The 21,255-nt window shown below is 38.6% G+C and carries 24 protein-coding genes; 4 read left to right on the top strand and 20 right to left on the bottom strand.

What is annotated here, in order from left to right; all coding sequences use genetic code 11:
* Positions 1-11: 11 nt before the first annotated feature.
* The 4 genes from AC1M87_RS14100 to AC1M87_RS14085 form a co-directional block, all read right to left on the bottom strand.
* On the bottom strand, positions 12-1,433 hold the full coding sequence (locus AC1M87_RS14100) for an amino acid permease (RefSeq protein ID WP_481594044.1): 1,422 nt from the start codon (positions 1,431-1,433) through the stop codon (positions 12-14).
* Between the two features lie 134 nt (positions 1,434-1,567).
* Positions 1,568-1,927: a RidA family protein gene (locus AC1M87_RS14095; protein WP_035268302.1), complete on the bottom strand. Its 360-nt coding sequence runs from the start codon at positions 1,925-1,927 to the stop codon at positions 1,568-1,570.
* A 56-nt stretch (positions 1,928-1,983) separates the two neighbouring features.
* Complete coding sequence (gene alr, locus AC1M87_RS14090) at positions 1,984-3,087, bottom strand: alanine racemase (protein ID WP_481594043.1); 1,104 nt, start codon at positions 3,085-3,087, stop codon at positions 1,984-1,986.
* Between the two features lie 44 nt (positions 3,088-3,131).
* Positions 3,132-4,391: a D-amino acid dehydrogenase gene (locus AC1M87_RS14085; protein ID WP_481594042.1), complete on the bottom strand. Its 1,260-nt coding sequence runs from the start codon at positions 4,389-4,391 to the stop codon at positions 3,132-3,134.
* 138 nt (positions 4,392-4,529) lie between these two features.
* On the opposite strand from AC1M87_RS14085, the gene AC1M87_RS14080 reads away from it, so the two are divergent.
* Entirely contained in the window at positions 4,530-4,994 is a 465-nt protein-coding gene (locus AC1M87_RS14080; protein ID WP_092768640.1) for a winged helix-turn-helix transcriptional regulator, read from the top strand.
* Between the two features lie 54 nt (positions 4,995-5,048).
* Here AC1M87_RS14080 and AC1M87_RS14075 read toward each other — a convergent pair whose 3' ends face one another.
* Positions 5,049-5,696 (bottom strand): HAD-IA family hydrolase, encoded by a 648-nt coding sequence (locus tag AC1M87_RS14075; protein WP_092768637.1) that lies wholly within the window; start codon positions 5,694-5,696, stop codon positions 5,049-5,051.
* A gap of 83 nt (positions 5,697-5,779) precedes the next feature.
* Here AC1M87_RS14075 and AC1M87_RS14070 point away from each other — a divergent pair, with 83 nt between their 5' ends.
* Entirely contained in the window at positions 5,780-6,547 is a 768-nt protein-coding gene (locus AC1M87_RS14070; protein WP_035268321.1) for a hydroxymethylpyrimidine/phosphomethylpyrimidine kinase, read from the top strand.
* 33 nt (positions 6,548-6,580) lie between these two features.
* Here the strand turns inward: AC1M87_RS14070 and AC1M87_RS14065 are convergent, their stop codons facing one another.
* The 5 genes from AC1M87_RS14065 to rpe all read right to left on the bottom strand — a co-directional run bounded on the left by AC1M87_RS14065 (position 6,581) and on the right by rpe (position 9,796).
* Positions 6,581-7,249 (bottom strand): nuclease-related domain-containing protein, encoded by a 669-nt coding sequence (locus AC1M87_RS14065; RefSeq protein WP_481594041.1) that lies wholly within the window; start codon positions 7,247-7,249, stop codon positions 6,581-6,583.
* 36 nt (positions 7,250-7,285) lie between these two features.
* Positions 7,286-7,774 carry a methylated-DNA--[protein]-cysteine S-methyltransferase gene (locus AC1M87_RS14060; protein WP_481594040.1) on the bottom strand — a complete coding sequence of 163 codons (489 nt, stop codon included), beginning with the start codon at positions 7,772-7,774 and terminating at the stop codon, positions 7,286-7,288.
* Positions 7,775-7,806: 32 nt separating this feature from the next.
* On the bottom strand, positions 7,807-8,124 hold the full coding sequence (gene sugE, locus AC1M87_RS14055) for a quaternary ammonium compound efflux SMR transporter SugE (protein ID WP_180000188.1): 318 nt from the start codon (positions 8,122-8,124) through the stop codon (positions 7,807-7,809).
* A gap of 53 nt (positions 8,125-8,177) precedes the next feature.
* On the bottom strand, positions 8,178-8,495 hold the full coding sequence (locus AC1M87_RS14050) for a DMT family transporter (RefSeq protein ID WP_092768625.1): 318 nt from the start codon (positions 8,493-8,495) through the stop codon (positions 8,178-8,180).
* Between the two features lie 614 nt (positions 8,496-9,109).
* Positions 9,110-9,796 (bottom strand): ribulose-phosphate 3-epimerase, encoded by a 687-nt coding sequence (gene rpe / locus AC1M87_RS14045; RefSeq protein ID WP_481594039.1) that lies wholly within the window; start codon positions 9,794-9,796, stop codon positions 9,110-9,112.
* 229 nt (positions 9,797-10,025) lie between these two features.
* Between rpe and AC1M87_RS14040 the strand changes: the two genes are divergently transcribed.
* On the top strand, positions 10,026-10,316 hold the full coding sequence (locus tag AC1M87_RS14040) for a DUF2218 domain-containing protein (RefSeq protein WP_481594038.1): 291 nt from the start codon (positions 10,026-10,028) through the stop codon (positions 10,314-10,316).
* Positions 10,317-10,345: 29 nt separating this feature from the next.
* Here AC1M87_RS14040 and AC1M87_RS14035 read toward each other — a convergent pair whose 3' ends face one another.
* From AC1M87_RS14035 to AC1M87_RS13995, 9 genes are all read right to left on the bottom strand, one after another.
* On the bottom strand, positions 10,346-11,371 hold the full coding sequence (locus AC1M87_RS14035) for a M48 family metallopeptidase (protein ID WP_481588035.1): 1,026 nt from the start codon (positions 11,369-11,371) through the stop codon (positions 10,346-10,348).
* Between the two features lie 11 nt (positions 11,372-11,382).
* Positions 11,383-12,393 (bottom strand): YjgN family protein, encoded by a 1,011-nt coding sequence (locus AC1M87_RS14030; protein ID WP_257219954.1) that lies wholly within the window; start codon positions 12,391-12,393, stop codon positions 11,383-11,385.
* Between the two features lie 218 nt (positions 12,394-12,611).
* Positions 12,612-13,448, bottom strand: a complete 837-nt coding sequence (gene fghA, locus AC1M87_RS14025; protein ID WP_481594037.1) for an S-formylglutathione hydrolase — start codon at positions 13,446-13,448, stop codon at positions 12,612-12,614.
* Between the two features lie 32 nt (positions 13,449-13,480).
* The gene (locus tag AC1M87_RS14020) at positions 13,481-14,905 is read right to left on the bottom strand and encodes a C13 family peptidase (protein ID WP_035268271.1); all 1,425 of its coding nucleotides are present in this window, start codon (positions 14,903-14,905) and stop codon (positions 13,481-13,483) included.
* 118 nt (positions 14,906-15,023) lie between these two features.
* Entirely contained in the window at positions 15,024-15,842 is an 819-nt protein-coding gene (locus AC1M87_RS14015; RefSeq protein WP_481594036.1) for a class I SAM-dependent methyltransferase, read from the bottom strand.
* The gene (locus AC1M87_RS14010) at positions 15,836-16,660 is read right to left on the bottom strand and encodes an undecaprenyl-diphosphate phosphatase (protein ID WP_035268259.1); all 825 of its coding nucleotides are present in this window, start codon (positions 16,658-16,660) and stop codon (positions 15,836-15,838) included. The genes AC1M87_RS14015 and AC1M87_RS14010 overlap by 7 nt, the downstream gene beginning before the upstream one ends.
* 12 nt (positions 16,661-16,672) lie before the next feature.
* Complete coding sequence (tsaB, locus tag AC1M87_RS14005) at positions 16,673-17,338, bottom strand: tRNA (adenosine(37)-N6)-threonylcarbamoyltransferase complex dimerization subunit type 1 TsaB (RefSeq protein ID WP_092768604.1); 666 nt, start codon at positions 17,336-17,338, stop codon at positions 16,673-16,675.
* A 122-nt stretch (positions 17,339-17,460) separates the two neighbouring features.
* Positions 17,461-17,991 carry a gamma carbonic anhydrase family protein gene (locus tag AC1M87_RS14000; protein ID WP_035268256.1) on the bottom strand — a complete coding sequence of 177 codons (531 nt, stop codon included), beginning with the start codon at positions 17,989-17,991 and terminating at the stop codon, positions 17,461-17,463.
* A gap of 27 nt (positions 17,992-18,018) precedes the next feature.
* Positions 18,019-18,633, bottom strand: a complete 615-nt coding sequence (locus AC1M87_RS13995; RefSeq protein WP_035268255.1) for a CoA pyrophosphatase — start codon at positions 18,631-18,633, stop codon at positions 18,019-18,021.
* A 130-nt stretch (positions 18,634-18,763) separates the two neighbouring features.
* Here AC1M87_RS13995 and AC1M87_RS13990 point away from each other — a divergent pair, with 130 nt between their 5' ends.
* Positions 18,764-19,312, top strand: a complete 549-nt coding sequence (locus tag AC1M87_RS13990; RefSeq protein WP_035268253.1) for an NUDIX hydrolase — start codon at positions 18,764-18,766, stop codon at positions 19,310-19,312.
* A 34-nt stretch (positions 19,313-19,346) separates the two neighbouring features.
* Here the strand turns inward: AC1M87_RS13990 and filF are convergent, their stop codons facing one another.
* Positions 19,347-21,254, bottom strand: coding sequence for a putative pilus system protein FilF (filF, locus tag AC1M87_RS13985; protein WP_481589570.1), 1,908 nt, complete (start codon positions 21,252-21,254; stop codon positions 19,347-19,349).
* Position 21,255 lies beyond the last annotated feature (1 nt).

Below are 21,255 nucleotides of genomic sequence, written 5' to 3'. Positions count from 1 at the left end.
TTCTCTAAAAATTAATTATGGTTACGCTTACGCATACGTGGTTTATAAAGAACACGATATGTTACAGCCAACAGAATTAACCAGATTGGACTAATCATCAAAGCTTTAAGCGTGTCTGGCTCTAAACTTAAAATGATTAATGCAAATAGCAAAAATGCCAATACAACGTATGACATTGCCACTCCACCCGGCATTTTAAAATTCGACTTTTCATGTAGCTCAGGTCGAAATTTACGGTAGCGTATATAGCACACCATGATAATCGCCCAAATACTAATGAAAAGAATCACACACAGCGAACTTGCTAATGTAAAAGCTTCCATCGTATTTGGCACAAAATACTGAAATGCTGCACCGGTCATAATAAATGTACATGAAAAGATTAATCCCTTAGCAGGTACGGCACGACTTGAAAGTTCTGCTAGCTTTTGAGGGGCTTGGCCGTCACGGGCCAATCCAAATAACATTCGACTGGTAGAAAAGACACCACTGTTCATGGAAGACATCACAGAAGACAAAACCACTAGGTTCATAATCACAGCAGCTGAACCAATACCCGCAAATAAGAATAATGTGACAAATGGACTTTGATCTGCTGGGATATTGATCCAAGGTGTCACAGACATAATCATGATCAACGAAAGCACATAGAAAATGATAATACGTGTCGGAATAGCATTAACCGCTTTTGGTAAATTTTTTTCAGGATCTTTGGTTTCCGCAGCCATCGTCCCGAGTAACTCTACACCAACAAAGGCAAACATTGCGATTTGAAAGCCTGCCAAAAAACCCATGGTTCCTTTCGGGAACATTCCACCATGAGACCAAATGTTACTGAAGCTTGCAACAGCTCCACTTGGTGACTGAAAACTCGTAAACACCATGAAGGTACCCACCAAGATCAATCCAATAATGGCTAGAATTTTGATTAATGCAAACCAAAACTCAATTTCACCAAAAAGTTTTACAGTGACTAAGTTAATTGCGAGTATGAATAAGACACATCCTGCACTAATCGCTGCTTGCCCCATTGGGGTAAACATTTGATCTGGAGGTAACCAAAAACTGAGATAATTGATAATTGCTGCTAAATCAGCAATACCGACCAAAATCCATCCCAGCCAATATGACCAACCAATATAATACCCTGCACCTGGTCCAATGAGATCATGTGCCATATCAATAAATGATTTGTAGTGCAGATTAGATAAAAGAATTTCACCAAGGGCACGCATCAAGAAAAAAAACATAGCACCAATAATCATATAAATGATGATGATTGAAGGTCCTGCAAGTGAAATCGTTTTTCCTGAGCCCATAAACAACCCTGTACCAATCGCTCCACCGATGGCGATGAGTTGTAAATGTCGATTTGAAAGCTTACGCTGTAATTCATTGGGAGATGATTGTTCATCAATATTTGTGGTTGTCATTATTCAACATCCTTTTACACCATCTAATCTAATCGATCAGCCTAAATTCCGCTTCAAACTGAGATTCGAGAGATTTTGTTATTATGAGAGGAGCCATAAATGACTCTTCCTCGTGAAGTCTTACTTATATTCAGTTATTTCAATGCAGCAATCACTGCGATTTCAATTAACCATTCTGGATTAACGAGGTCAGCCTGAATGGTTGCTCGTGATGGTGGTATTGAATCCTCCATCCATTCAATCCAAATTTGATTGAAGATTTGAAAATCTTCCAAATTCTTCACGAAAACTTGTGCTGACAATAAACGAGATTTATCTGTGCCTACTTGAGCCAAAAGAGCGTCGATCGTATTCAGCACATCTTTCGTTTGTAAGGCGATATCAGGCGTCGTAATCTTAGGTACTTGACCAGAAAGATAAGCCACTTGATTAAAGACTGTAACTGCACTCATCACGCCATTACTATTGAATTTTTGAATATCCTGATTTTGCATATTAATTCCTTGATTACTCAGTATCGATCCTAGTGTTGATCGTTGAATTTTTAACATTAAATTTCTAGAACAAATGGAACCCGCGTCGTTACGCCACACATTAACTCATATCCCACAGTACTCGCTCCTGCAGCGACCTCATCAATCGGTAACAAACTTCCATACTTTGAGACGCCCCACAGTACGACTTCACTGCCAATTTTTGCATCTTCAATATGCGTGATATCAACAGCTAGCATGTCCATACTTACACGACCAATTAAAGAAGTTTTTTGCCCATTCACAAGCACTGCTGTGCCAGATTGAGTAATCCGTTGATATCCATCTGCATATCCACAAGCGACAATGCCAATTTTCATAGCTTGTTCTGCAAAAAATGACGATCCATAGCCAATACTTTGCTGAGGATTAATTTCTTGAATTGCAATCAATTCACTTCTTAAAGACATTGTTGGTTTTAAGTCCCAATCTTGAATAGTATGGGTTGGATAATCCGGTGAACTCCCATACAACATAATGCCACTACGTACAATGTTAGAGTGGACATGATTGGCATGTCTAAGAATGGCTGCGCTATTACTTAGTGAACAAGGACCACCTAAAACGCTGACGATTTGATTGAATACTGAAATTTGATAGTCAACCCCAACCTGATTCAAGCGCTCGCCATCAGCATCAGAAAAATGTGTCATGTGAGTGATTGATGCCACTTGCGGCAATTCAGTTAACAGACTCCAAATTTCAGGGTAACGTTGAGGTTGGAATCCTAAACGGTTCATGCCACTGTTCATTTTCAAAAAAATATTAAAATGAGCATCAAGACTAAACCGCTTAATCCATTCGACTTGAATCTCGTTATGAACGGTAAATTGAAGATCTAAATCGTGACACAACTGTAAGTCTGCTTCTTGAAAGATACCTTCCAAAAGCAAAATTGGGCCTTTCCAACCTAAATCTCGAACTCGTTGTGCTTCACTCAGCTCTAGAAGTGCAATTCCATCTGCATCCACTAAGGCTGAATAAATGCGCTCGATCCCATGACCATAAGCATTAGCTTTTACAACAGCAAAAATTTGGGCATTTGGCACATGTTGCTTAGCAACTTTCAAATTATGTTTGATTGCGTTTAAATGAATGACAGCCTGTATCGGGCGAGACATATTCCTTGTCCTATTATATTTTTTAATAGCAAACCACGCAGCCTTTAAGCTGCGTGGTTATAACGTTGAATTGAAAGTCCATCGGTACTAATCTCTGGAGTCCGATTCAGCACTAAATCACTAATCAGCTTTCCAGAACCACATGCCATGGTCCAGCCGAGCGTGCCATGTCCAGTATTTAAAAATAGATTCTTATATTTCGTCGCACCGATAATAGGCGTACTGTCTGGTGTCATCGGTCGTAGTCCCGTCCAGAAACTGGCTTGTGCCATATCTCCACCTGGGAACAAATCACGTGTTACCATCTCTAAGGTGCCACGGCGATCCTCATTTAACTCTTTATTAAAACCACTTAACTCAGCCATCCCACCAACACGAATTCGTTGATCAAAACGAGTTATTGCAATCTTGTAGGTTTCATCCAATACGGTTGATTGAGGCGCATATTGCGCATCCACGATAGGTATAGTTAATGAATATCCCTTTACTGGATAAATGGGCAAATCTAGACCTAATGGTTTAATAAAATCTCGTGAATAGCTACCGAAGGCAAGTACATAACGATCTGCTGTAAGTACTTGACCGTCGACAACAACGCCTTTAATTTCATCACCTTCAACTACGAGTTTTTCAACATTTTGATTAAATTTAAACTCAACACCAATACCTTTTGCATATTCAGCAAGCGCGTTGGTAAAGATATAGCAATCGCCAGTCTCATCATTTGGAAGATGTAAGCCACCGACTAATTTGTCTTTAACTTCCGCTAATGCAGGTTCAACTCGACCTAGACCTTCACGATCTAATAACTCAAATTCGACACCTGTTTCTTTTAAAACTTCAATGTCTCGTTGAACTGCTTCTAATTGCGCATCCTTACGAAAAATTTGTAATGTTCCTTTTGAACGATTCTCATAAGATATGCCAATATTTTCGCGTAATTCTCTTAAACAATCTCGACTGTATTCAGCAACACGTACCATACGCTCTTTATTGATGGCGTAATGTGCCGCATTGCAGTTCTTCAACATTTGAGCCATCCATTTCAGCTGCCACAAGCTTCCATCTACATTAATTGCTAATGGTGCATGATGTTGAAACATCCATTTAACCGCTTTAAATGGAATTCCTGGTGCGGCCCATGGTGTAGAATACCCAGGAGAAATCTGTCCTGCATTGCCAAAACTCGTTTCTTCGGCAGGACCTGATTGACGATCTAATACAGTGACGCTTGCTCCTTGTTGCGCTAGGTAATACGCACTTGCAACACCAATGACACCACTACCTAATACAATAACGCGCATGAACTATCCCTCAGCACTGTGTAGTTTATTTCACTAGTATATTTTTGCTTTAATAGTTTTTTTCACTCTTTTAATCGTTATAATTTAGGTAATTTAAGGGTTTTATCCTGAAAAAATTAAAAAATAAGGAAATTATTCATGCGGAAATTAGATCGCACTGATCGTATGATTTTAGATATTCTGCAAAAGGACGGTCGTATTGCCATTAGTGAACTGGCTGCAAAAGTAAATCTTTCTACAACCCCATGCTCGGAAAGAGTGAAAAGACTAGAACGAGATGGCATTATTATGGGCTATTACGCCCGATTAAATCCGGAGTTATTGGAGCGTAATTTACTCGTTTTTCTAGAAATTAAATTATCGGCGAAATCTGGAGATGTTTTTGATCAAGTCGCCAAGAATTTAGTTGAGATACCTGAGGTCTTAGAATGTCATTTAATTTCAGGTGAATTCGATTACTTGGTGAAAGCGAGACTAAAAGAAATGAGTGCTTATCGCCAACTACTGGGTGACCTGCTTAAAATGCTTCCGTCCTCAGCATCCTCCCATAGTTACATCGTGATGGAAGAGGTCAAAGAATCCTTGTATTTGGATCTAAGCTAAGCTACGAAGAGCAATCTCTTGAGAGTTGCTCTTGAGCCCAAATTTCGGCTTAGATTAATCAACATAATTTAAAATTTGATGGAAAGCTTGAATTCTGGCTTTGGGTGCAGCAGCGGCTAACTCTGCATCACTGCCATAACCGTATTCCACCGCAATCGTTTCAATTCCATTTTTTCGAGCACCGATAATATCATGCTCTCGGTCCCCTACCATCAAACAGGTTTCTGGCTTGATTTTTTCTTGCTCTAAAATATATGCAATAAGTTCAGCTTTATTGGTGCGGTCACCATTTAACTCACTGCCATAGGCATAATCAAAATACGGTGTAAGATTGAAATGTTCAAGAATTTGCTGAGCATACACTTCAGGCTTTGCAGTAGCTAAAAACAATCTGTAACCTTTGTTCTTAAGTGTTGCCAATGTTTCTGCTACATCTTCAAATAATAAATTTTCAAATAAACCTTTTACAGCAAAGCGCTCACGATAACCAAGTAAAGCCTGTTCCGCCAAATCATCATTCACATCAACCTTCAAAATTTTGGCCAAAGAGGCTTTTAAAGGTGGTCCAATAATCCAATCAATATTCTCATCTTCCGCGATAAAATGACCTACTTTTTCTAAACCATAGCGTGCAGAAGTCGTAATACCCACTTTAGGATCAGTTAGCGTTCCATCTAAATCAATGAGAATATTTTTAATCATGCTGTACCTTTTTTAGAAATGCTATCGAGACTTCTCAGAAACTTGCCTATACTACTCCAAATTGATCAATGAAGGACATTGTTGTGCGCCCTACTGTATTGTGCTTTTCTGGTTTAGATCCATCTGGTGGTGCTGGCTTACAAGCAGATATTGAAGCGATCGGCCAAAGTGGTGCTCATGCAGCAATCGCATGTACAGCGTTAACCATTCAAAACTCTCAACAAGTTTTTGGATTTGAAGCAACCTCAAAAGATTTACTGCTGGCTCAAGCGAATGCTGTAGTGAACGATCTTCCTATCAAAGTAGTGAAATCTGGCATGCTCGGCACTACCGACAATATCGCCGCTTTGGCAGAATTCCTAAGAGCACATCCTGATTTCCAATACGTACTCGATCCAGTTTTGGTTGCCAATAGTGGTGGCTCATTAGGAAATCAAGCAACATTGGTCAAGGCTTTTGTTGAATTGATTCCTCTTGCTACGATTCTTACACCGAATACCGTTGAACTTCGCGCATTAACCGGCTGTGAAGATTTAGATCAAGCTACACAGAAGTTATTTGAAATGGGTGCTAAAGCTGTATTAGTCAAAGGTGGTCACGAAGACACACCGACTTATATTAGAAATGCACTCTACATTAACGGTGATATGGTCTCTGAAACAAAATGTCCTCGTCTTGAAGGTGAGTATCATGGTTCAGGCTGTTCTCTTGCTAGTTTTATTGCAGGGAGATTGGCACAAGGTGATCAAATTAAAAATGCAGTTCACCATGCGGAAACATGGCTATTTGGTGTATTAAAACGTGCTGAAATCCCAGTTGAAGGTGGCCAAAGAATTCCAAAACGCTTCTAAATAAAAAGCCCACTGACTGTGGGCTTTTTTTTATTAATCTTTTAGTCTTTCTTTGACTGATCGGATATGTTCTCTATTGGTTTTCCACGATTTTTGAAGCGCTGCTTTTTCAATACGATATTTAATTCTCTGTAGTCTACGATCATCAATCACTTTCATTTGGTAGCTTTTAACTTCTTCAATCCAACTTTTACCCCAATGAACATGTACAGGAATTGGTGTTTTAAACTCACAATTAGGCACGAAAACTATTAACCCATGTATCGACAGATTTGAATCGATTAAATCTTTTAACAATCCGTCTAAAACCTTTATATGCTTGTAGTTTTGGTGCAATGGATTTTGAAATTTATGGCTAGATTTATAAATTTTTTGAGTCCACATTTTTTGATGTGATGAGCCAAAAATCCAACCTTTATAGTTTTTGGTCTCAATCACAAATATTCCATAAGGACTCAATAAAATATGGTCAATCTGTGTGGTCTGATTGTCCTGATCCAAAAATGTTAGATCATTCAGTAAAATATAGTCCTCATTCAAAAATTTTTTTGCATGATATTGGACAATGTATTCACCCAATTTTCCTTTGATATAAGGTACAAACATTTTGAATACAGGGATGATTGCTAGAATTAAGATCAACCACCATAACTGCGATATGAGATTAAAAACAATTGTAATTATAGGATTTTCATTAGACATAATTTTTGTATTTCATATGTTTATGCTGTTATAACATCACCACTCATCATCTTCAAGCTGCAGCAGCTTAAGCTTATTTTCCACACCTCCTGAAAATCCGACCAGCTTGCCATTGACACCTATTACACGATGACAAGGTACAATGATCGCGATAGGATTTTTTCCATTGGCCAAGCCTACAGCTCTTACCGCTTTTACATTCCCAACATCCTCAGCAATTTGCTTATACGTTCTAGACTCTCCAAAAGGAATTTTTAACAGCGCATTCCATACCGAGCGTTGGAATTCTGTCCCATAAAGTTCTATGGGCAAATCAAATACCTGACGTTGTTTTAAAAAATATTCGCGAAGCTGTGTTTCGGCAATGCATAAAATCTCGTGATCATCCCGCTGAATGACGATTTGATTTCGGATAAACTGAGGAAGTGCATTTTCCCAAGCGACAACAATCAATGCTTGATCATGAGCAACCAATTGAAGTTCACCGACAGGTGTCATTATTTTTTTTAAATAAAGCTGAGTCATTTTTTTAATCGCTTGTAAGTTGAATCATCTAACTATGTTGATGATAACTTCATCAAGACTAGACCCGAAATAATCAATACTGCAGCGATCATTCTCATTGCATTTGCAGGTTCTCCAAGAATAAAAATCCCAACCACAAACGAACCTACAGCGCCTATGCCTGTCCATACGGTATAAGCTGTCCCGAGTGGTAAAGTTTTCATCGCATGGGAAAGTAAAGCAAAACTTGCGATCATGAAAACGATCGTCAAAATACTGGGTGTCAATTTGGTGAATCCATCTGAAACTTTCATAAAATAGGCCCAGACCACCTCCAACAACCCTGCAACAATCAAGACTAACCAAGCCAAAATAAACCCTCTCTCAATTTAAAAAGCAGCGCATGGATACGCTGCCTTAAATCTTACGCTGAAGCTAATTTCATCATGACTAAACCTGAAATAATCAGAATAGCCGCAATCATCCGCATTGCTGTCGCAGGCTCACCCAGAATAAAAATGCCGACTAAAAAAGACCCTACTGCACCAATCCCCGTCCAAATCGTATAGGCAGTTCCCAGAGGTAATGTTTTCATGGCATGTGCCAACAACCCAAAACTGAGAACCATAAAAAATAGAGTAATTGCAGTCGGTGTGAATTTAGTAAATCCTTCAGACATTTTCATACTATATGCCCAAACGATCTCAAATAAACCCGCGAGAATAAGAATAAACCAAGCCATGATGCCTGCTCCCAATTAAAATAATTTAAGAGTCAGGCCGTCCTGACGATTTTTCTCAGAGAAATGAGGGAGGTCGTTCCTCCAAATGATGGTTGAATTATATCAACACACGCACAAAATAGGCGCAATTTTACAATTTTTGACCCAAAATACACCTACAAAAAATAGGTCATTATAGGACTAGCTTTTCTAGATTATTTCTGCATTTTTAGGCTATTGCATTGCGAACGCGATCGCTATTGTCAGATGGAAGACTAAATCCGCACCAAATTAGAACACTTCACTGCACTATAGAAAATCACTGGTCTAGGATGTTTAAATTTAAATTGATTTTTTATCTCGCTCTTTTAAGACTTATTCACGAAGATAAGCCAAATAATGAGCAACGAAAATTTCTCCCCCAAACAATTCAACAGAAAGGATAAGAAGATCCATTTTTTGTAAAAAAGGACTCAAATGAGTCCTTTTTATACATTTATTGTCTAATAAACAAACCATTGAACTAAATATGATTATAATCTAATCAAATTATCCAGACTGTTATCAACACAGATATCCACCAAGTTATCCACAAACTTATCCACAGATGTGTGTAGTATTATACATGTTTCGGATCAAACGTTAATTGAACCTACTTTCGCCAACTCTGCACGCATTTCATCAATTACAGCTTTATAATCTGGCTTTCCAAAAATGGCAGAACCAGCCACAAACATATCAGCACCAGCTTCAGCGATTTCACGAATATTTGCTGGACCAACACCACCATCAACTTCTAAGCGAATATCTTTACCAGATGCATCAATAATTTTGCGTGCTTCACGAAGTTTATCTAGCGTTATTGGGATAAATTTTTGTCCACCAAAGCCAGGGTTGACGCTCATTAATAAGACTTGATCCACTTTATCCAGTACATAATCAAGGTAATGTAAAGGCGTTGCAGGGTTAAAAACTAAACCTGCTTTAGCACCACCAGCTTTAATCAGCTGCAATGAACGGTCGATATGGTCTGATGCTTCTGGATGAAAAGTGATGATATCTGCACCCGCTTCTAAGAAATCTCCGATCATACGATCGACTGGTTTCACCATAAGATGAACGTCAATTGGAGCCTGAATACCATATTTTTTAAGTGCCTTACATACACCAGCACCAAAAGTTAAATTTGGTACATAATGATTGTCCATTACATCGAAATGGACCACATCTGCACCTGCTTCAAGTACATTTTCGACTTCTTCACCTAAGCGAGCGAAATCAGCAGATAAAATCGATGGAGCAATTAAGAATGGCTTGGACATGTCAGGACCTGGCGGGAAATTAGAATTCAAAAGATGATTATAGCAAAACTTCGTTTATTCATTCCTTCGAAATTACTGCTATTTAAATTTCAACTCAAAATGCAAATCGTTGATTAAAAAATATTCAAGGACGGAATATGACTTATGCAAAGCTATGTTGCATATTCGGAACAACCTTATGGTGAGATGAATGTTAAGATACAATAAATTTCAAGCATTACGGTAAATAATGAAAACAACCACAACGATAGACAGCTCCGAAGCATTACGTATCGCTAAACGATTAAGCAATCATTGGAAACATAAATTTGATGTCACCAATACCGATGACCAATATCAAATTTTTATGCCAAAAGTGACAGTTGAATTATCAATACAACCTGATCAACTTCATGTCAGTATTGTGAATAAAGAAGAAATATCTTTAGAAGAATTAATACGACTAGAAAATGTCGTGCTTGATCATATCAATCGCATGGTTCAAGCTGACTATCAAGTTATATGGTCTAGAGAAAGTTAAAGAAAAACCGACATAAAGTCGGCTTTTCATTATTGTTGCTGTTTAAATTCAGTAACACGGCGAATTCGTTCTTCAGTGGCAGGATGACTTGCAAAGAGATCAAGAATTTTTGATTGATCTTCGTCTTCTCCCATATCATCACTCATACGTTTTAAAAAGTTTGCAAAATGCACTGTATCCATTTCATGTTTATGCATGAGTTCTAGCGCATACTGATCTGATTCTAACTCAAACTTCCGTGAATATCCTGCACCAATCATGGCAACTGGCAAAGTCGCAATTAAATCCGATCCATCACCAGTGATAGCAATATAAAGTACGCTGAATCCTAGGCTCGAAAGACCTTGTTGTAAGCTGTGACGTTTTAATAAATGTGCTTGTTCATGTGCCAAAACGCCGATAATTTCCTGATCATTCTTGGCAAGCTTCACTAATTCATCGGTGAGATAAATTGTATTGTTTGGCAATGCGAGTGCATTGGCTCCAAGCGAGGTACCTTCCCTAAATTTCAACTGAGCGGGACGACCCTCAGCAACATATTTCAGATAATCCGCGAGAATCCGATCCTGTCTTTGCTGTGATAACTGAGAAGGTTTAGTGTATTCGGCTAAATAAACTTCTGCCTGTCCACCCAAACGATTCAGCGTATTTTCTGGCAGCTGGAAAGCAACAATGTGCGATGCCGTCGGTATTCCCCATTTAATGACGGAGAAACCAAGTGCGACCACGAAAATAACACTAAAAATAATCAACGATGGTGTACGTTCAAGTTTCCATACTTTTTGATGAAAATTTTTATGCTCAACAGGCAACCATTCAGGAAGCTGACGCTCATGAAATTCAATCCTAGCGTCATGTGTTAACTCTAAAGCTGGATTACGTCGACCAATTTTACCAAGCAATACCATTTCATCTGCATGATAGTAGACTGTTTTCACTTCGCCTTTATCTGTATAACTGACAGCGATACTGTCTTGATTAGCAGGGCGAATCTGTGCTGTAAAAGGCTTAGAAAGAACACCATCATAATATGTCACTGTGAGAGGTTGATTCATTGAATTAACTCCTAAAGTGAAATATCAATATCAAAAATATCACTAATTTCTTCCGCGATGGCACTATGATCACTTTGCGCAATATTCATCATCAGGTTTGGATCATCATTTAATTCTAAGCTCATCGACTCAACTTGGTATCGATAAATGCGAATAGCAGCCCATGCTGACAATAATCCTAAACTTAAGATTCTAGCGATCCAATTACTCGCAACAATCCATGCATAGCGCCATTGATTACAACTGGTCTTAAACTGACTGCTGTTGAGTGTTGTGCTATTCCACGTAGTAATAAAAATTCGTGCCTGTATTAACGGACCAATAAACAACATTCCAATCGCATAAACGGCAAAGATCATCATCAGCATCATATCCATTCCATGACCACTGAGTATTGATAATGTCGAACCACCAAATCCGATGAGCATAAGAATCAATACAAAGAGAATCATGGGAACATATACTGCTCGCATATAACTAGGCCAGTCATTGTTTAATTGAAATTTGAGTTGTCCAACGTACAAATGATTAAGCGTATATTTTTTATAAATCCAAATTGCGACAGGGCTAAATATACCTAATGTAAAAATGGTGATAGCAAGCGCAATTAAAAATTGTTTATAGGCTTCTTTATTCGTGCCAGAAAAATAAAAACGACTGTTCCCAAATTTACTGTTGCGCGCATTAAATCGAATTGTGGCTCGTACCAACCATGGAAGAGCAATATAAATAATCAGTCCACCAAATGCTGCTATCGTCATATCCATATATGAGGCAATCGCAAATATTGCCCAAATGCCAATGGCTATCAGTCGACCAATCAAAATTTTAGTCGGTAAACCAGTAAAATCAAAAAAGCGATGAAAAAATTCGGTATTGTTATAAAAATATCTTAAACGACGTACTTTCGCCCATGGCGCATATAGGCTCAATGTCGCAATCGTCAATAAAATATTGACGATCCATATGCCAAAGTACTCCATCGCATTGCCATGAAATTTAAATTTAAATACTTTCCCCATATAAATCGGTCGATTTTCATCTGCATCAGATAATGGAAATGGATCGTTGATGAATGGTAAGGGTGCTTGTTCAGCGGAGTGTTCTGATGAATTCATTATTATTTTCTCTGATTATAAAAATGACATCCCGAGAGATGTCATCATTCAACATGGTTTAAATGTGATATCGCACACATTATAACGAACTTAAGTATGAATATCTTAAAATTCAAATGAGATTAATTTTGCAATTGTAAAGCATGGAATTGCAGATGATCATCAATAAAACTTTGGATAAAGAAGTATCCATGATCATAACCCTCATGCTCCCGCAATGTGAGCTTTTGACCTACGGTTTTACATGATTCAGCAAATAGTGCTGGATTAAGTTGAGCATAAAACTGATCTGCAACCCCCTGATCAATTAAAACTTCGTGATATAGAGCACCCTTTGCTTTCACGAGTTCATTCGCATCATGTGCTTTCCATAACTCACGTTCTTCTCCGAGGTAAGCTGAAAATGCCTTTTCACCCCATGGACAAATTGATGGCGCACAAATCGGTGCAAATGCTGAGACTGACTTAAATAAGTCTGGATACTTCCAAGCAAGCGTGAGTGCACCGTGTCCTCCCATGCTGTGACCAAAAATACCAATCCCCTCATCCTGTACAGGAAACGATGTAAGAACTAGAGAATACAGCTCCTGTATAAGATACGACTCCATCTGATAATGCTCAGCCCAAGGTGCTTGAGTTGCGTTTAAATAGAATCCAGCCCCTTGCCCTATATCCCAAGAATCCCCGACCGCCACGTCGTCACCACGAGGTGATGTATCCGGAGCAATCAATATAATTCCCAATTGTGCAGCTAAACGTTGTGCGTGTGCTTTGATGACAAAAGTTTCTTCAGTACAAGTCAAACCTGCAAGATAGTACAACGCAATACATTTTTGACCTTCGAGTGCCTGTGAAGGTAAAAATACAGAAAATTTAGTCGGATTTTTCAAAAACTTTGAATTGATCTGATAAACACGTTGTTCACCATCAAAACATTTATTCTTTTGAACCAATTCCATTGCACTGCCTCACACATTTAATTTTTAAAACATCATCGCATATTCGTAAACTGAGCACTATCACTCTGGTGTTCACTACTTACGGTTGATAATCCAACCTGAGGAAATAATCTCTTTTCAAGTTGCGGCAACATAATTTCCATATTCTTACCAATGACCCATTGTGGCTCTGATGGCATAAACCCTTGTGCATTTTCCCAATGCGCAATATTGACTGATGCATCTTCAAAGGCTTCACGTAAGCTATTTTTTTCACGCATCGCTAAATCAAAGAAAGCACGTCCAAAATAAGTCGAGTCTGCATCATTTGAACAACCAAAAGACTCTCGATCTGCTGCAGCTGCAGTAATGACTAATGTATCTGGCGATTGCAACGCTGGAATAAAACTACCAGAGAAACATGATGAAATCACAATGACTCTCCACCTGATCCCTGATTTATCAAGCGTTTGGCGCAACCATTTTGGATCTATGTCTTCCAAATCAATTGGCGTATTCTCCATTTGAAATTGGTTACTCAATCCATGGGAAGTCATATAAAGAAACAGGACATCACTTTCACGATTCATCTGAGCGCCAATACGTTGCAATGCCAAATCAATACTGGTCTTTGACGCAATTGGATATTCTTCGCGAGTCGCAGGATTATTAATTAACGCAATTGAACGACCAAAGGTTCCGAAACGCGTATCAAATTGATCTTTAAATCTTTGAATTTCCAATTTGAATACATCTTGATAACTTGCACCAGCTACGCCCATAAAATACCAATGAGAGTTCGCAAACTCTCCAAATTGGATCTGTTCAAGCGCCTGATTTAATAATCTGCTTTGCGCGTAAAATGATTGTTCTGAAATACTTGGAGGCGCCTCATCTACCTTCCAAATTGGTTGACTTTGTGACGAAATCTGCCACACAAAAAGTGTAAAAAACGTGGCGATCATGATGAGCAGTCGCTCCCACCAAGGCCATTTTAATTCACGCGAAAAAACCCAAACAACAGCTAAACTTTGCCAAACAAACAATAAAGAAAATATGTGCTGCAAATGATCAACAAGGAAATTAGGTTGATAGTCAAAGTTATTAAAATAATATTGGATAAGACACTGAATCAACACAATATGTGTGTCTAGTACTAACCAAAGTAATGCTGGCACCAACATCAAACGTGGATTATTAGTGCGCTGTGAAAGGAAAATCCCAACAATTAAAGCAATAAATGGCCAGAGCGCATAACTCACTAATCCTTGAGAGTTAAATTCTCCAGCACCACTCGATAACAACCAGCTAAATAAAGAGCTCGCTGAACCTCCAAGAATTCCCCAAAAAATAAGTTGAAGAATTGATGGCCTTACAATCTGTAGTGATTTCCTTGAACCTAAAAATAACCAAATCCCTGCAAGCTGGTTACTTTTTAAATCATGCCAAAAGTTAATTGAAGGTTTAAGGTCTATCATAAGATTACTGTGTAGGTGCTTGGATCAGCTTTTTTAAGTTTATGCTCGGTTAAATAATTATCAATGCTACTTTTAACTATATAACAATTTTTCGATTATTTTTGAGTCATTTACTAAACTACTCAGAAACAATCGTTTGAAAATAGGCATCAAATCGACATGCATCACCTAACCATTGATGATCAGGTTTTTGCGCATTGAGATAAACAGCATGCCTTGGTCGCTTTACAATAACTCGCTTAGCAACGCTTTGAGCCAATGCCAACAATTCTTCACCTAAATCCATCTCTCCATCTTCAGGCAACAGAAGATGTAACAGCTGCATTTGTTTTTTAACTTGCGCTTGTTTTTTAATGGCATTTTGATTCTGATCGCGCTGTGGAAACATTGGATCTAAATATACTACATCAGCATCGACGTGTTGGTTTTCACATTGCTTAAGATAATCAGCGGAATCTGAAAAAACCAGCTGAATACGCGCAACAATACTCTTTAAAAATGGGTCAAGACTCGCTTGTTGATGAGTAGATTCTAACAAAGTATATAAAATTGGATGTCGTTCAACTAATGTGACATTTGCCCCTAAATGTGCCATCAGTAAACTGTCATGCCCAAGCCCTGCGGTGGCATCAATGAGCTGGGGTTTTTCAGATAACTGGCATGCCCTCGCAATCATTTCAGATTTCAAGCTAGCACGTTTTAAGCGACCGACTTCGGCTTTCCAATCAGGTTGCATACGCATGCCCTGTGCGCACAGCCACAACCCATCTTGATCAACACAAAGCGCAAGTTCAGGATGATGTCTGAAAAATCGAGCATTCAATTTTTCAACCTCTTCGATTGTTGACTGCACCCCACGAGAAGAAAGCACAGCATTAAAATGCTGTGCTTTCTCAAGAAAATCTCGTTCAGCAAATAAGCGTATTTCGCTTACCATAATTTCCAACCTGTAAATGCAAAGAGAAGGATCACTAAACCTGAAGCAATTCGATACCAAGCAAAAATCATAAAATCACGTTTTGCGACATAGGCAACCAAAGCTCGAATGAGTAATAAAGCTGAGACAAATGAAACAATCAACCCAGTTGTCAACACTGCCCAATCTTCAGCAGTCTGGAACACATCATAGCTTTGATATAAATCTAATAATCCAGCACCAATAATGACTGGAATTCCAAGAAAGAATGAAAATTCGGTCGCTGCTTTGCGGGAAACGCCTAAAAACATTGCCCCGATGATCGTAGCACCAGAACGTGATGTACCTGGGATCAAAGAGAGCACTTGAATTAAACCAATCCAAATTGCATCTTTATAACTGAGCTCTTCAACTTCTTTGACACGTATTCTTGGGGGATTTTTTTCTACCCAAATGATAATTAAACCACCCACAATCAGGCCAATTGCAATCGCGTAGTTATTAAATAATAGCTCTTTTACTGTTTGCCCAAAGGTCAAACCTATTGCAACAATTGGGATTGAAGCCAAGATTAAACCAAATCCGAGTCTTCTACCTTGTGCTTCGCCAGTGACCATACCCGTTGCAGCACCCCATAAGCGCGACCAATATTCATAAATAACCGCTGCGATTGCCCCCATTTGAATGGCAATCACAAAGACATCACTTTTTTCCTTGGTCCAGAAATTCATGAGTTCAGCGGCTAAAATTAAATGGCCTGTACTAGAAATGGGTAAAAACTCAGTAATACCTTCAACGATACCCATAATTGCCGCTTTAAGCAGCAGTAAAAGATCCATAGAAATTCCTAATTATGCTTTGCCTTGTTCTGGAATTTTTTTCCACGCATTGTCACGTAAATAAACGGGTAGTGCGAGATCGGCACTGAGCCAGTGTTTTTTTAAAGCATGTTCACGTGCAATCGTCGCTATATCCTCAGCAGTTGCTTGGACATTTGAATAATCATTTAATTCGGGATGAATACATTTTGTTCCCGAACCAATCATTTGAAACTTTTGATAGGCTGCAGCATTTTCATAATTTAATAATTGCTCTTCATCCACCAACTGCATTAAACCTTGAGCATTTAACTGAAAACTTGCGATGTAGACCTCACTCATTCTTGCATCAAGTACAGCCGTAACTTCTGTCAGTTGATACATTCGATAAGCAGCCTGTGCCAGAGCTTGAAGGGATGAAACAGGAATCACAGGCACGTCATGTGACCATGCAAGTGCCTGAGTGACTGCTGCATTAATACGCACACCGCTGAATGAGCCAGGACCACGACTAAAAGCGATCGCATCCAAATCTGAAACGTGTACTTCAGCTTGCTGAAAAGCTGCTTCAATCATTGGGAGGATAGATTGGGTCTGCGCTTTTGCACGATCATCTAGTTTATAAAAAAGTACTTGATTCTCATCAATTAACGAAACTGAGCACTGCTCATTGGCAGTTTCTAATGCAAGCAATTTCATGCATGCCCCTATAAATCGTTAAAAATGGTGCTAATCATACTCCACTCGAATTATTCCTGCGAGAGCAGATCTGTTCAGATTTAGTGATTATTGAACGCTGGTATCAATCTCAACACTTATATTTAAAATTCAAATTTTTCAAGCTGAGTGAAATTTTTGAAATGATGCGCATAATGCATCGCACTCATTTTGAGTTTAGCTTCTGCAAACTCATCTAATGTTTTAATTACTTTGCCAGGAGAGCCCATCACCAATGAATTATCTGGGATGATTTTACCTTCTGGAATCAACGCATTCGCGCCAATAATGCAATTTTTACCGATTACAGCATTATTTAATATGACGGCGTTGATACCAATCAAACTATTATCTCCAATCGTACAACCATGTAACATTGCTTGATGACCAATGGTGACATATTGCCCAACATTCAATTCAATGCCGGGATCAGTGTGTAAGACGGCATTTTCTTGAATATTACTGAAATCACCAATACGAATTTTGCAGTTATCCCCGCGTATTACCGCACCAAACCAAACACTCACCTCTTGTCCAAGTTCAACATCGCCAATCACAGTGGCATTTTCTGCAATCCATCCATTCCATGGTTGAATCGTCGTTGAAGGGGTTTTGTCTTGAAATTTGTACATCATATGCAGCAATCCTATGCATTTAATATTTTAATGTTGTTTGAAAATTGAAGATTTAAAACTTGGGGAATTGAGCAAAAAGGGCCAGTTTTTTTTATAATTTAAGCCATACTGAAACAACGAAATCAGGATCCTTGCTGTAAGACCCCATATCACCTCATTCTCAACTCTTAAACTTGGAAAATAGATTGATTGCTTAGCCAATCGAACTTCATAAGGTGTTGGGCGAGCATCCATCATTTCGCGGATTGAAGCAAAAAAAATACGATCGATTTCTGTAGGTTGTGGGACAAGCTTCACATTAGGCGGTATCAATCCAACAACAGGTTTTACTAAAACACCCGCTTTTGAGCGCTCTGAAGGCAGATCACCTAGCAACTTTACATCGAACGGATTCAAAGCCGTTTCTTCCCATGCTTCTCGGAGTGCAACGACAATATTACTGGTGTCGTTCGGATCTCTTTTTCCTCCTGGGAATGACACTTCACCCGCATGATTATTCATATAAATAGAGCGACGCGTCAGCAGAATTTTAGGATCATCTTCATTGGTGATTGCAAGTAATACTGCAGCATCAGCTTTTTGAATGCGTTTAGAAAACCTAAGGTGTTGTTGCAGTTGCAATGTTAATGAATGATCCATCATCTTGAATAGCTCGATCTCTCTTTTTTATTCTCATCCCATCATATATGAAATTTTGTGCATAAGGCTATAAATGATGCGAAAGTTATTTTTTTGGGGTATGCTGAATCATCTCATTTTTACTTGACAGCATATGCCTTTTTGCACGGCCTGTGGGCAACCGACGACCGAACAGATTCCTTTAGGTGATCATAAAGTACGCCAAGTCTGTACGCATTGTAAGACCATTCACTATGTGAATCCAAAGGTCATTTGTGGAGCCTTAGCGATTTGGGAAGATAAAGTACTCTTATGTCGTAGAGCGATTGAGCCGCGCTATGGTCTTTGGACGCTACCAGCAGGATATATGGAACTCTTCGAGACAATGGAGCAAGGTGCAGCTCGTGAAACTCGTGAAGAAGCTGAAGCTGAAGTGGAAATTGAGCAATTGTACTGTATGTACAATATCCCTCGTATTGGTCAAATTTACGTATTATTTAAATCTCACCTTGTTGAAGGTAAATTTGGAGCTGGTGAAGAAACCATCGAAAGTCGTTTATTTGAAGAACACGAAATTCCATGGGATAGTTTAGCTTTCCCAAGTGTTGAACGAACGCTTCGTCATTATTTTGAAGACCGAAAATCGAATCATTTTCCTACACACTTAGAGACCTTAGGTACTCGACTTGATCAAACAGGTTAAAAAAACTCCATCTCATAAGATGGAGTTTTTTTGGTTAAGCTTTTCGACCTATTTGATAACAAGGTGTTAAAGCAATTTCAATTGTTCCTGTTCTAAGCTTTGCTAGATTAAGTTGTTCAGTCGTTGGTTTATTCTCTGGAATCGAATTGTACGTGTGTTGGTATGTCGCATGCGTATTCACCCATTCAGCTGCGGCTGTAGAGCCCTTAGTATCCCAACTCGTGATATTAATACCCGCTCTTATGTCATTATTTACGATTAAGTTTTGTAAATTTAAACGTACGCCTCCAGATGACACAAGTTCACTATTAGAATCGACTCCAAAGTCTGGTCTGTTATTTAGTCCAGCTCTGACCCCATTTAGGTTCCCAAAAATTGGATTCGCTAGAATCATACGTATTGTCAGAGATTTATCATTTGCAGTTGAATATGTTGTGCCTGTCGTACCAATAATGAATTGTTGAACATCCAATTCATCGGTCATGGTTGAAGTATTCTTAATGCTTGGACAAGTGGTAGATTTTAAACTCGATGCAGTACGATTGGTTCGTATATCTCCATTTTCATCAATGACAATACTCACTGTTTGTGATGGAATCGTTTTATCATTAAAGTTAAACACTAAATCTGCGTATAATGGGAAAATAATTTGATCCCCAGCTTCAACATTTTTACGTGTTTTGAACACTTTACGATCTAAATAGCTCACTGGACTGTATTTTAGAATATCAAGCTTACCTGTATAGCGCTCAGAATTGACATCTTGACGCCACTCCCCATATACCTCAGTGCTTGTAGGTGTATCCTTGCTGCCTAAGAATCCTTGATAAGCATACTGATTACCAGGAATAATGGATTGACCAAACAGAGTTCCTTTATAGATTTCTAATTTGTCATTTGAAGATTCAATACTTTTAAAAACTAAAGGTTTTTGTATTTTTTGTGAGATATTATTCAACCAATCTTTTGAATTAGAAACGACATCTAATTTTTCAGGTGGTACTTGATTGATTAATAATACTCGTGCTAACTCTTCTGAAGTATTACTACCCGTAACAATTGGTTTCCCTCTCCACTGTGAGAGATAACCACTCGCATAACCTTCGCGCGTAGTAATTACGCTCATATCAGCAATTGCTTGATTATTGTTTAGGCTTGAGCCGTGAAACCCTGCGAAATTAGTATTTTGTCCAATAAAGAGTAAGTGATTGGCCTGATAAATACCCACACTTCTCATTCTGATGATCTGTTGTGCTACTTTTTCCGCATCATCAATTGATACCTTATCGACATCTAACCATGGTTTCAGGATCTGAACATAACTGCCATTGTTGAACTCATTGGCCGTTATATTTTGGCTGATCACTTGAAGACCATCCAAATTGTCTTTTGACAGCACAACTTGCTGTATATCACCAGGTACATTACTGATTTGATCTACACCTAATGTTTGCAAAATTCGTATAATTCCGACCATTGCGTTATAGGTAGGATCGGACATATTAAAATTTTCAATTGGCTTACCAGTTAGCCCTTGAGCCATATCTTGTACACCAATCTGAATATAAACATCACTCATTTTCTTAGGCACAATTGAACCTAGATCGACCGTCCCTAACTCAATTTTTCGAGCACTGGCTTCACCCTGAATATAAAATGTAACTTTGTCTCCCACTTGGCATGAACCAGTTGCAACATTAGGATCGAGTTCAGTTCGATAGTGATTCAGTTTGTCAGTACTACAATCGAACTTTAGTCCCTCTACAGGATAGTCCAAGACAAATCCAAGACAATTAGCATCATTTGAGGTTAAACAACCATTAGAGGTTGTAACGGAACCACGGTTAGGATCTTCATTTATTTTAGCACTCTCTCCACCACATCCAGTCAGTGCTAAAAAAAGCGTGGAAAACGTGAATGGGATAATATTAGACTTTTTCATT

This window comes from Acinetobacter sp. 24-47-62 (genome assembly GCF_056779765.1).
The sequence above is the reverse complement of the archived record's forward strand: the minus strand, read 5'-3'. Positions and strand labels throughout refer to the sequence as shown.

Coding starts and splice junctions, on each gene's coding strand:
- AC1M87_RS14100 (WP_481594044.1), bottom strand. CDS start 1,433: ATGACAACCACAAATATTGATGAACAATCATCTCCCAATGAATTACAG.
- AC1M87_RS14095 (WP_035268302.1), bottom strand. CDS start 1,927: ATGCAAAATCAGGATATTCAAAAATTCAATAGTAATGGCGTGATGAGT.
- alr (WP_481594043.1), bottom strand. CDS start 3,087: ATGTCTCGCCCGATACAGGCTGTCATTCATTTAAACGCAATCAAACAT.
- AC1M87_RS14085 (WP_481594042.1), bottom strand. CDS start 4,391: ATGCGCGTTATTGTATTAGGTAGTGGTGTCATTGGTGTTGCAAGTGCG.
- AC1M87_RS14080 (WP_092768640.1), top strand. CDS start 4,530: ATGCGGAAATTAGATCGCACTGATCGTATGATTTTAGATATTCTGCAA.
- AC1M87_RS14075 (WP_092768637.1), bottom strand. CDS start 5,696: ATGATTAAAAATATTCTCATTGATTTAGATGGAACGCTAACTGATCCT.
- AC1M87_RS14065 (WP_481594041.1), bottom strand. CDS start 7,249: ATGTCTAATGAAAATCCTATAATTACAATTGTTTTTAATCTCATATCG.
- AC1M87_RS14060 (WP_481594040.1), bottom strand. CDS start 7,774: ATGACTCAGCTTTATTTAAAAAAAATAATGACACCTGTCGGTGAACTT.
- AC1M87_RS14050 (WP_092768625.1), bottom strand. CDS start 8,495: ATGGCTTGGTTTATTCTTATTCTCGCGGGTTTATTTGAGATCGTTTGG.
- rpe (WP_481594039.1), bottom strand. CDS start 9,796: ATGTCCAAGCCATTCTTAATTGCTCCATCGATTTTATCTGCTGATTTC.
- AC1M87_RS14040 (WP_481594038.1), top strand. CDS start 10,026: ATGAAAACAACCACAACGATAGACAGCTCCGAAGCATTACGTATCGCT.
- AC1M87_RS14035 (WP_481588035.1), bottom strand. CDS start 11,371: ATGAATCAACCTCTCACAGTGACATATTATGATGGTGTTCTTTCTAAG.
- AC1M87_RS14030 (WP_257219954.1), bottom strand. CDS start 12,393: ATGGGGAAAGTATTTAAATTTAAATTTCATGGCAATGCGATGGAGTAC.
- fghA (WP_481594037.1), bottom strand. CDS start 13,448: ATGGAATTGGTTCAAAAGAATAAATGTTTTGATGGTGAACAACGTGTT.
- AC1M87_RS14020 (WP_035268271.1), bottom strand. CDS start 14,905: ATGATAGACCTTAAACCTTCAATTAACTTTTGGCATGATTTAAAAAGT.
- AC1M87_RS14015 (WP_481594036.1), bottom strand. CDS start 15,842: ATGGTAAGCGAAATACGCTTATTTGCTGAACGAGATTTTCTTGAGAAA.
- AC1M87_RS14010 (WP_035268259.1), bottom strand. CDS start 16,660: ATGGATCTTTTACTGCTGCTTAAAGCGGCAATTATGGGTATCGTTGAA.
- tsaB (WP_092768604.1), bottom strand. CDS start 17,338: ATGAAATTGCTTGCATTAGAAACTGCCAATGAGCAGTGCTCAGTTTCG.
- AC1M87_RS14000 (WP_035268256.1), bottom strand. CDS start 17,991: ATGATGTACAAATTTCAAGACAAAACCCCTTCAACGACGATTCAACCA.
- AC1M87_RS13995 (WP_035268255.1), bottom strand. CDS start 18,633: ATGATGGATCATTCATTAACATTGCAACTGCAACAACACCTTAGGTTT.
- AC1M87_RS13990 (WP_035268253.1), top strand. CDS start 18,764: ATGCCTTTTTGCACGGCCTGTGGGCAACCGACGACCGAACAGATTCCT.
- filF (WP_481589570.1), bottom strand. CDS start 21,254: ATGAAAAAGTCTAATATTATCCCATTCACGTTTTCCACGCTTTTTTTA.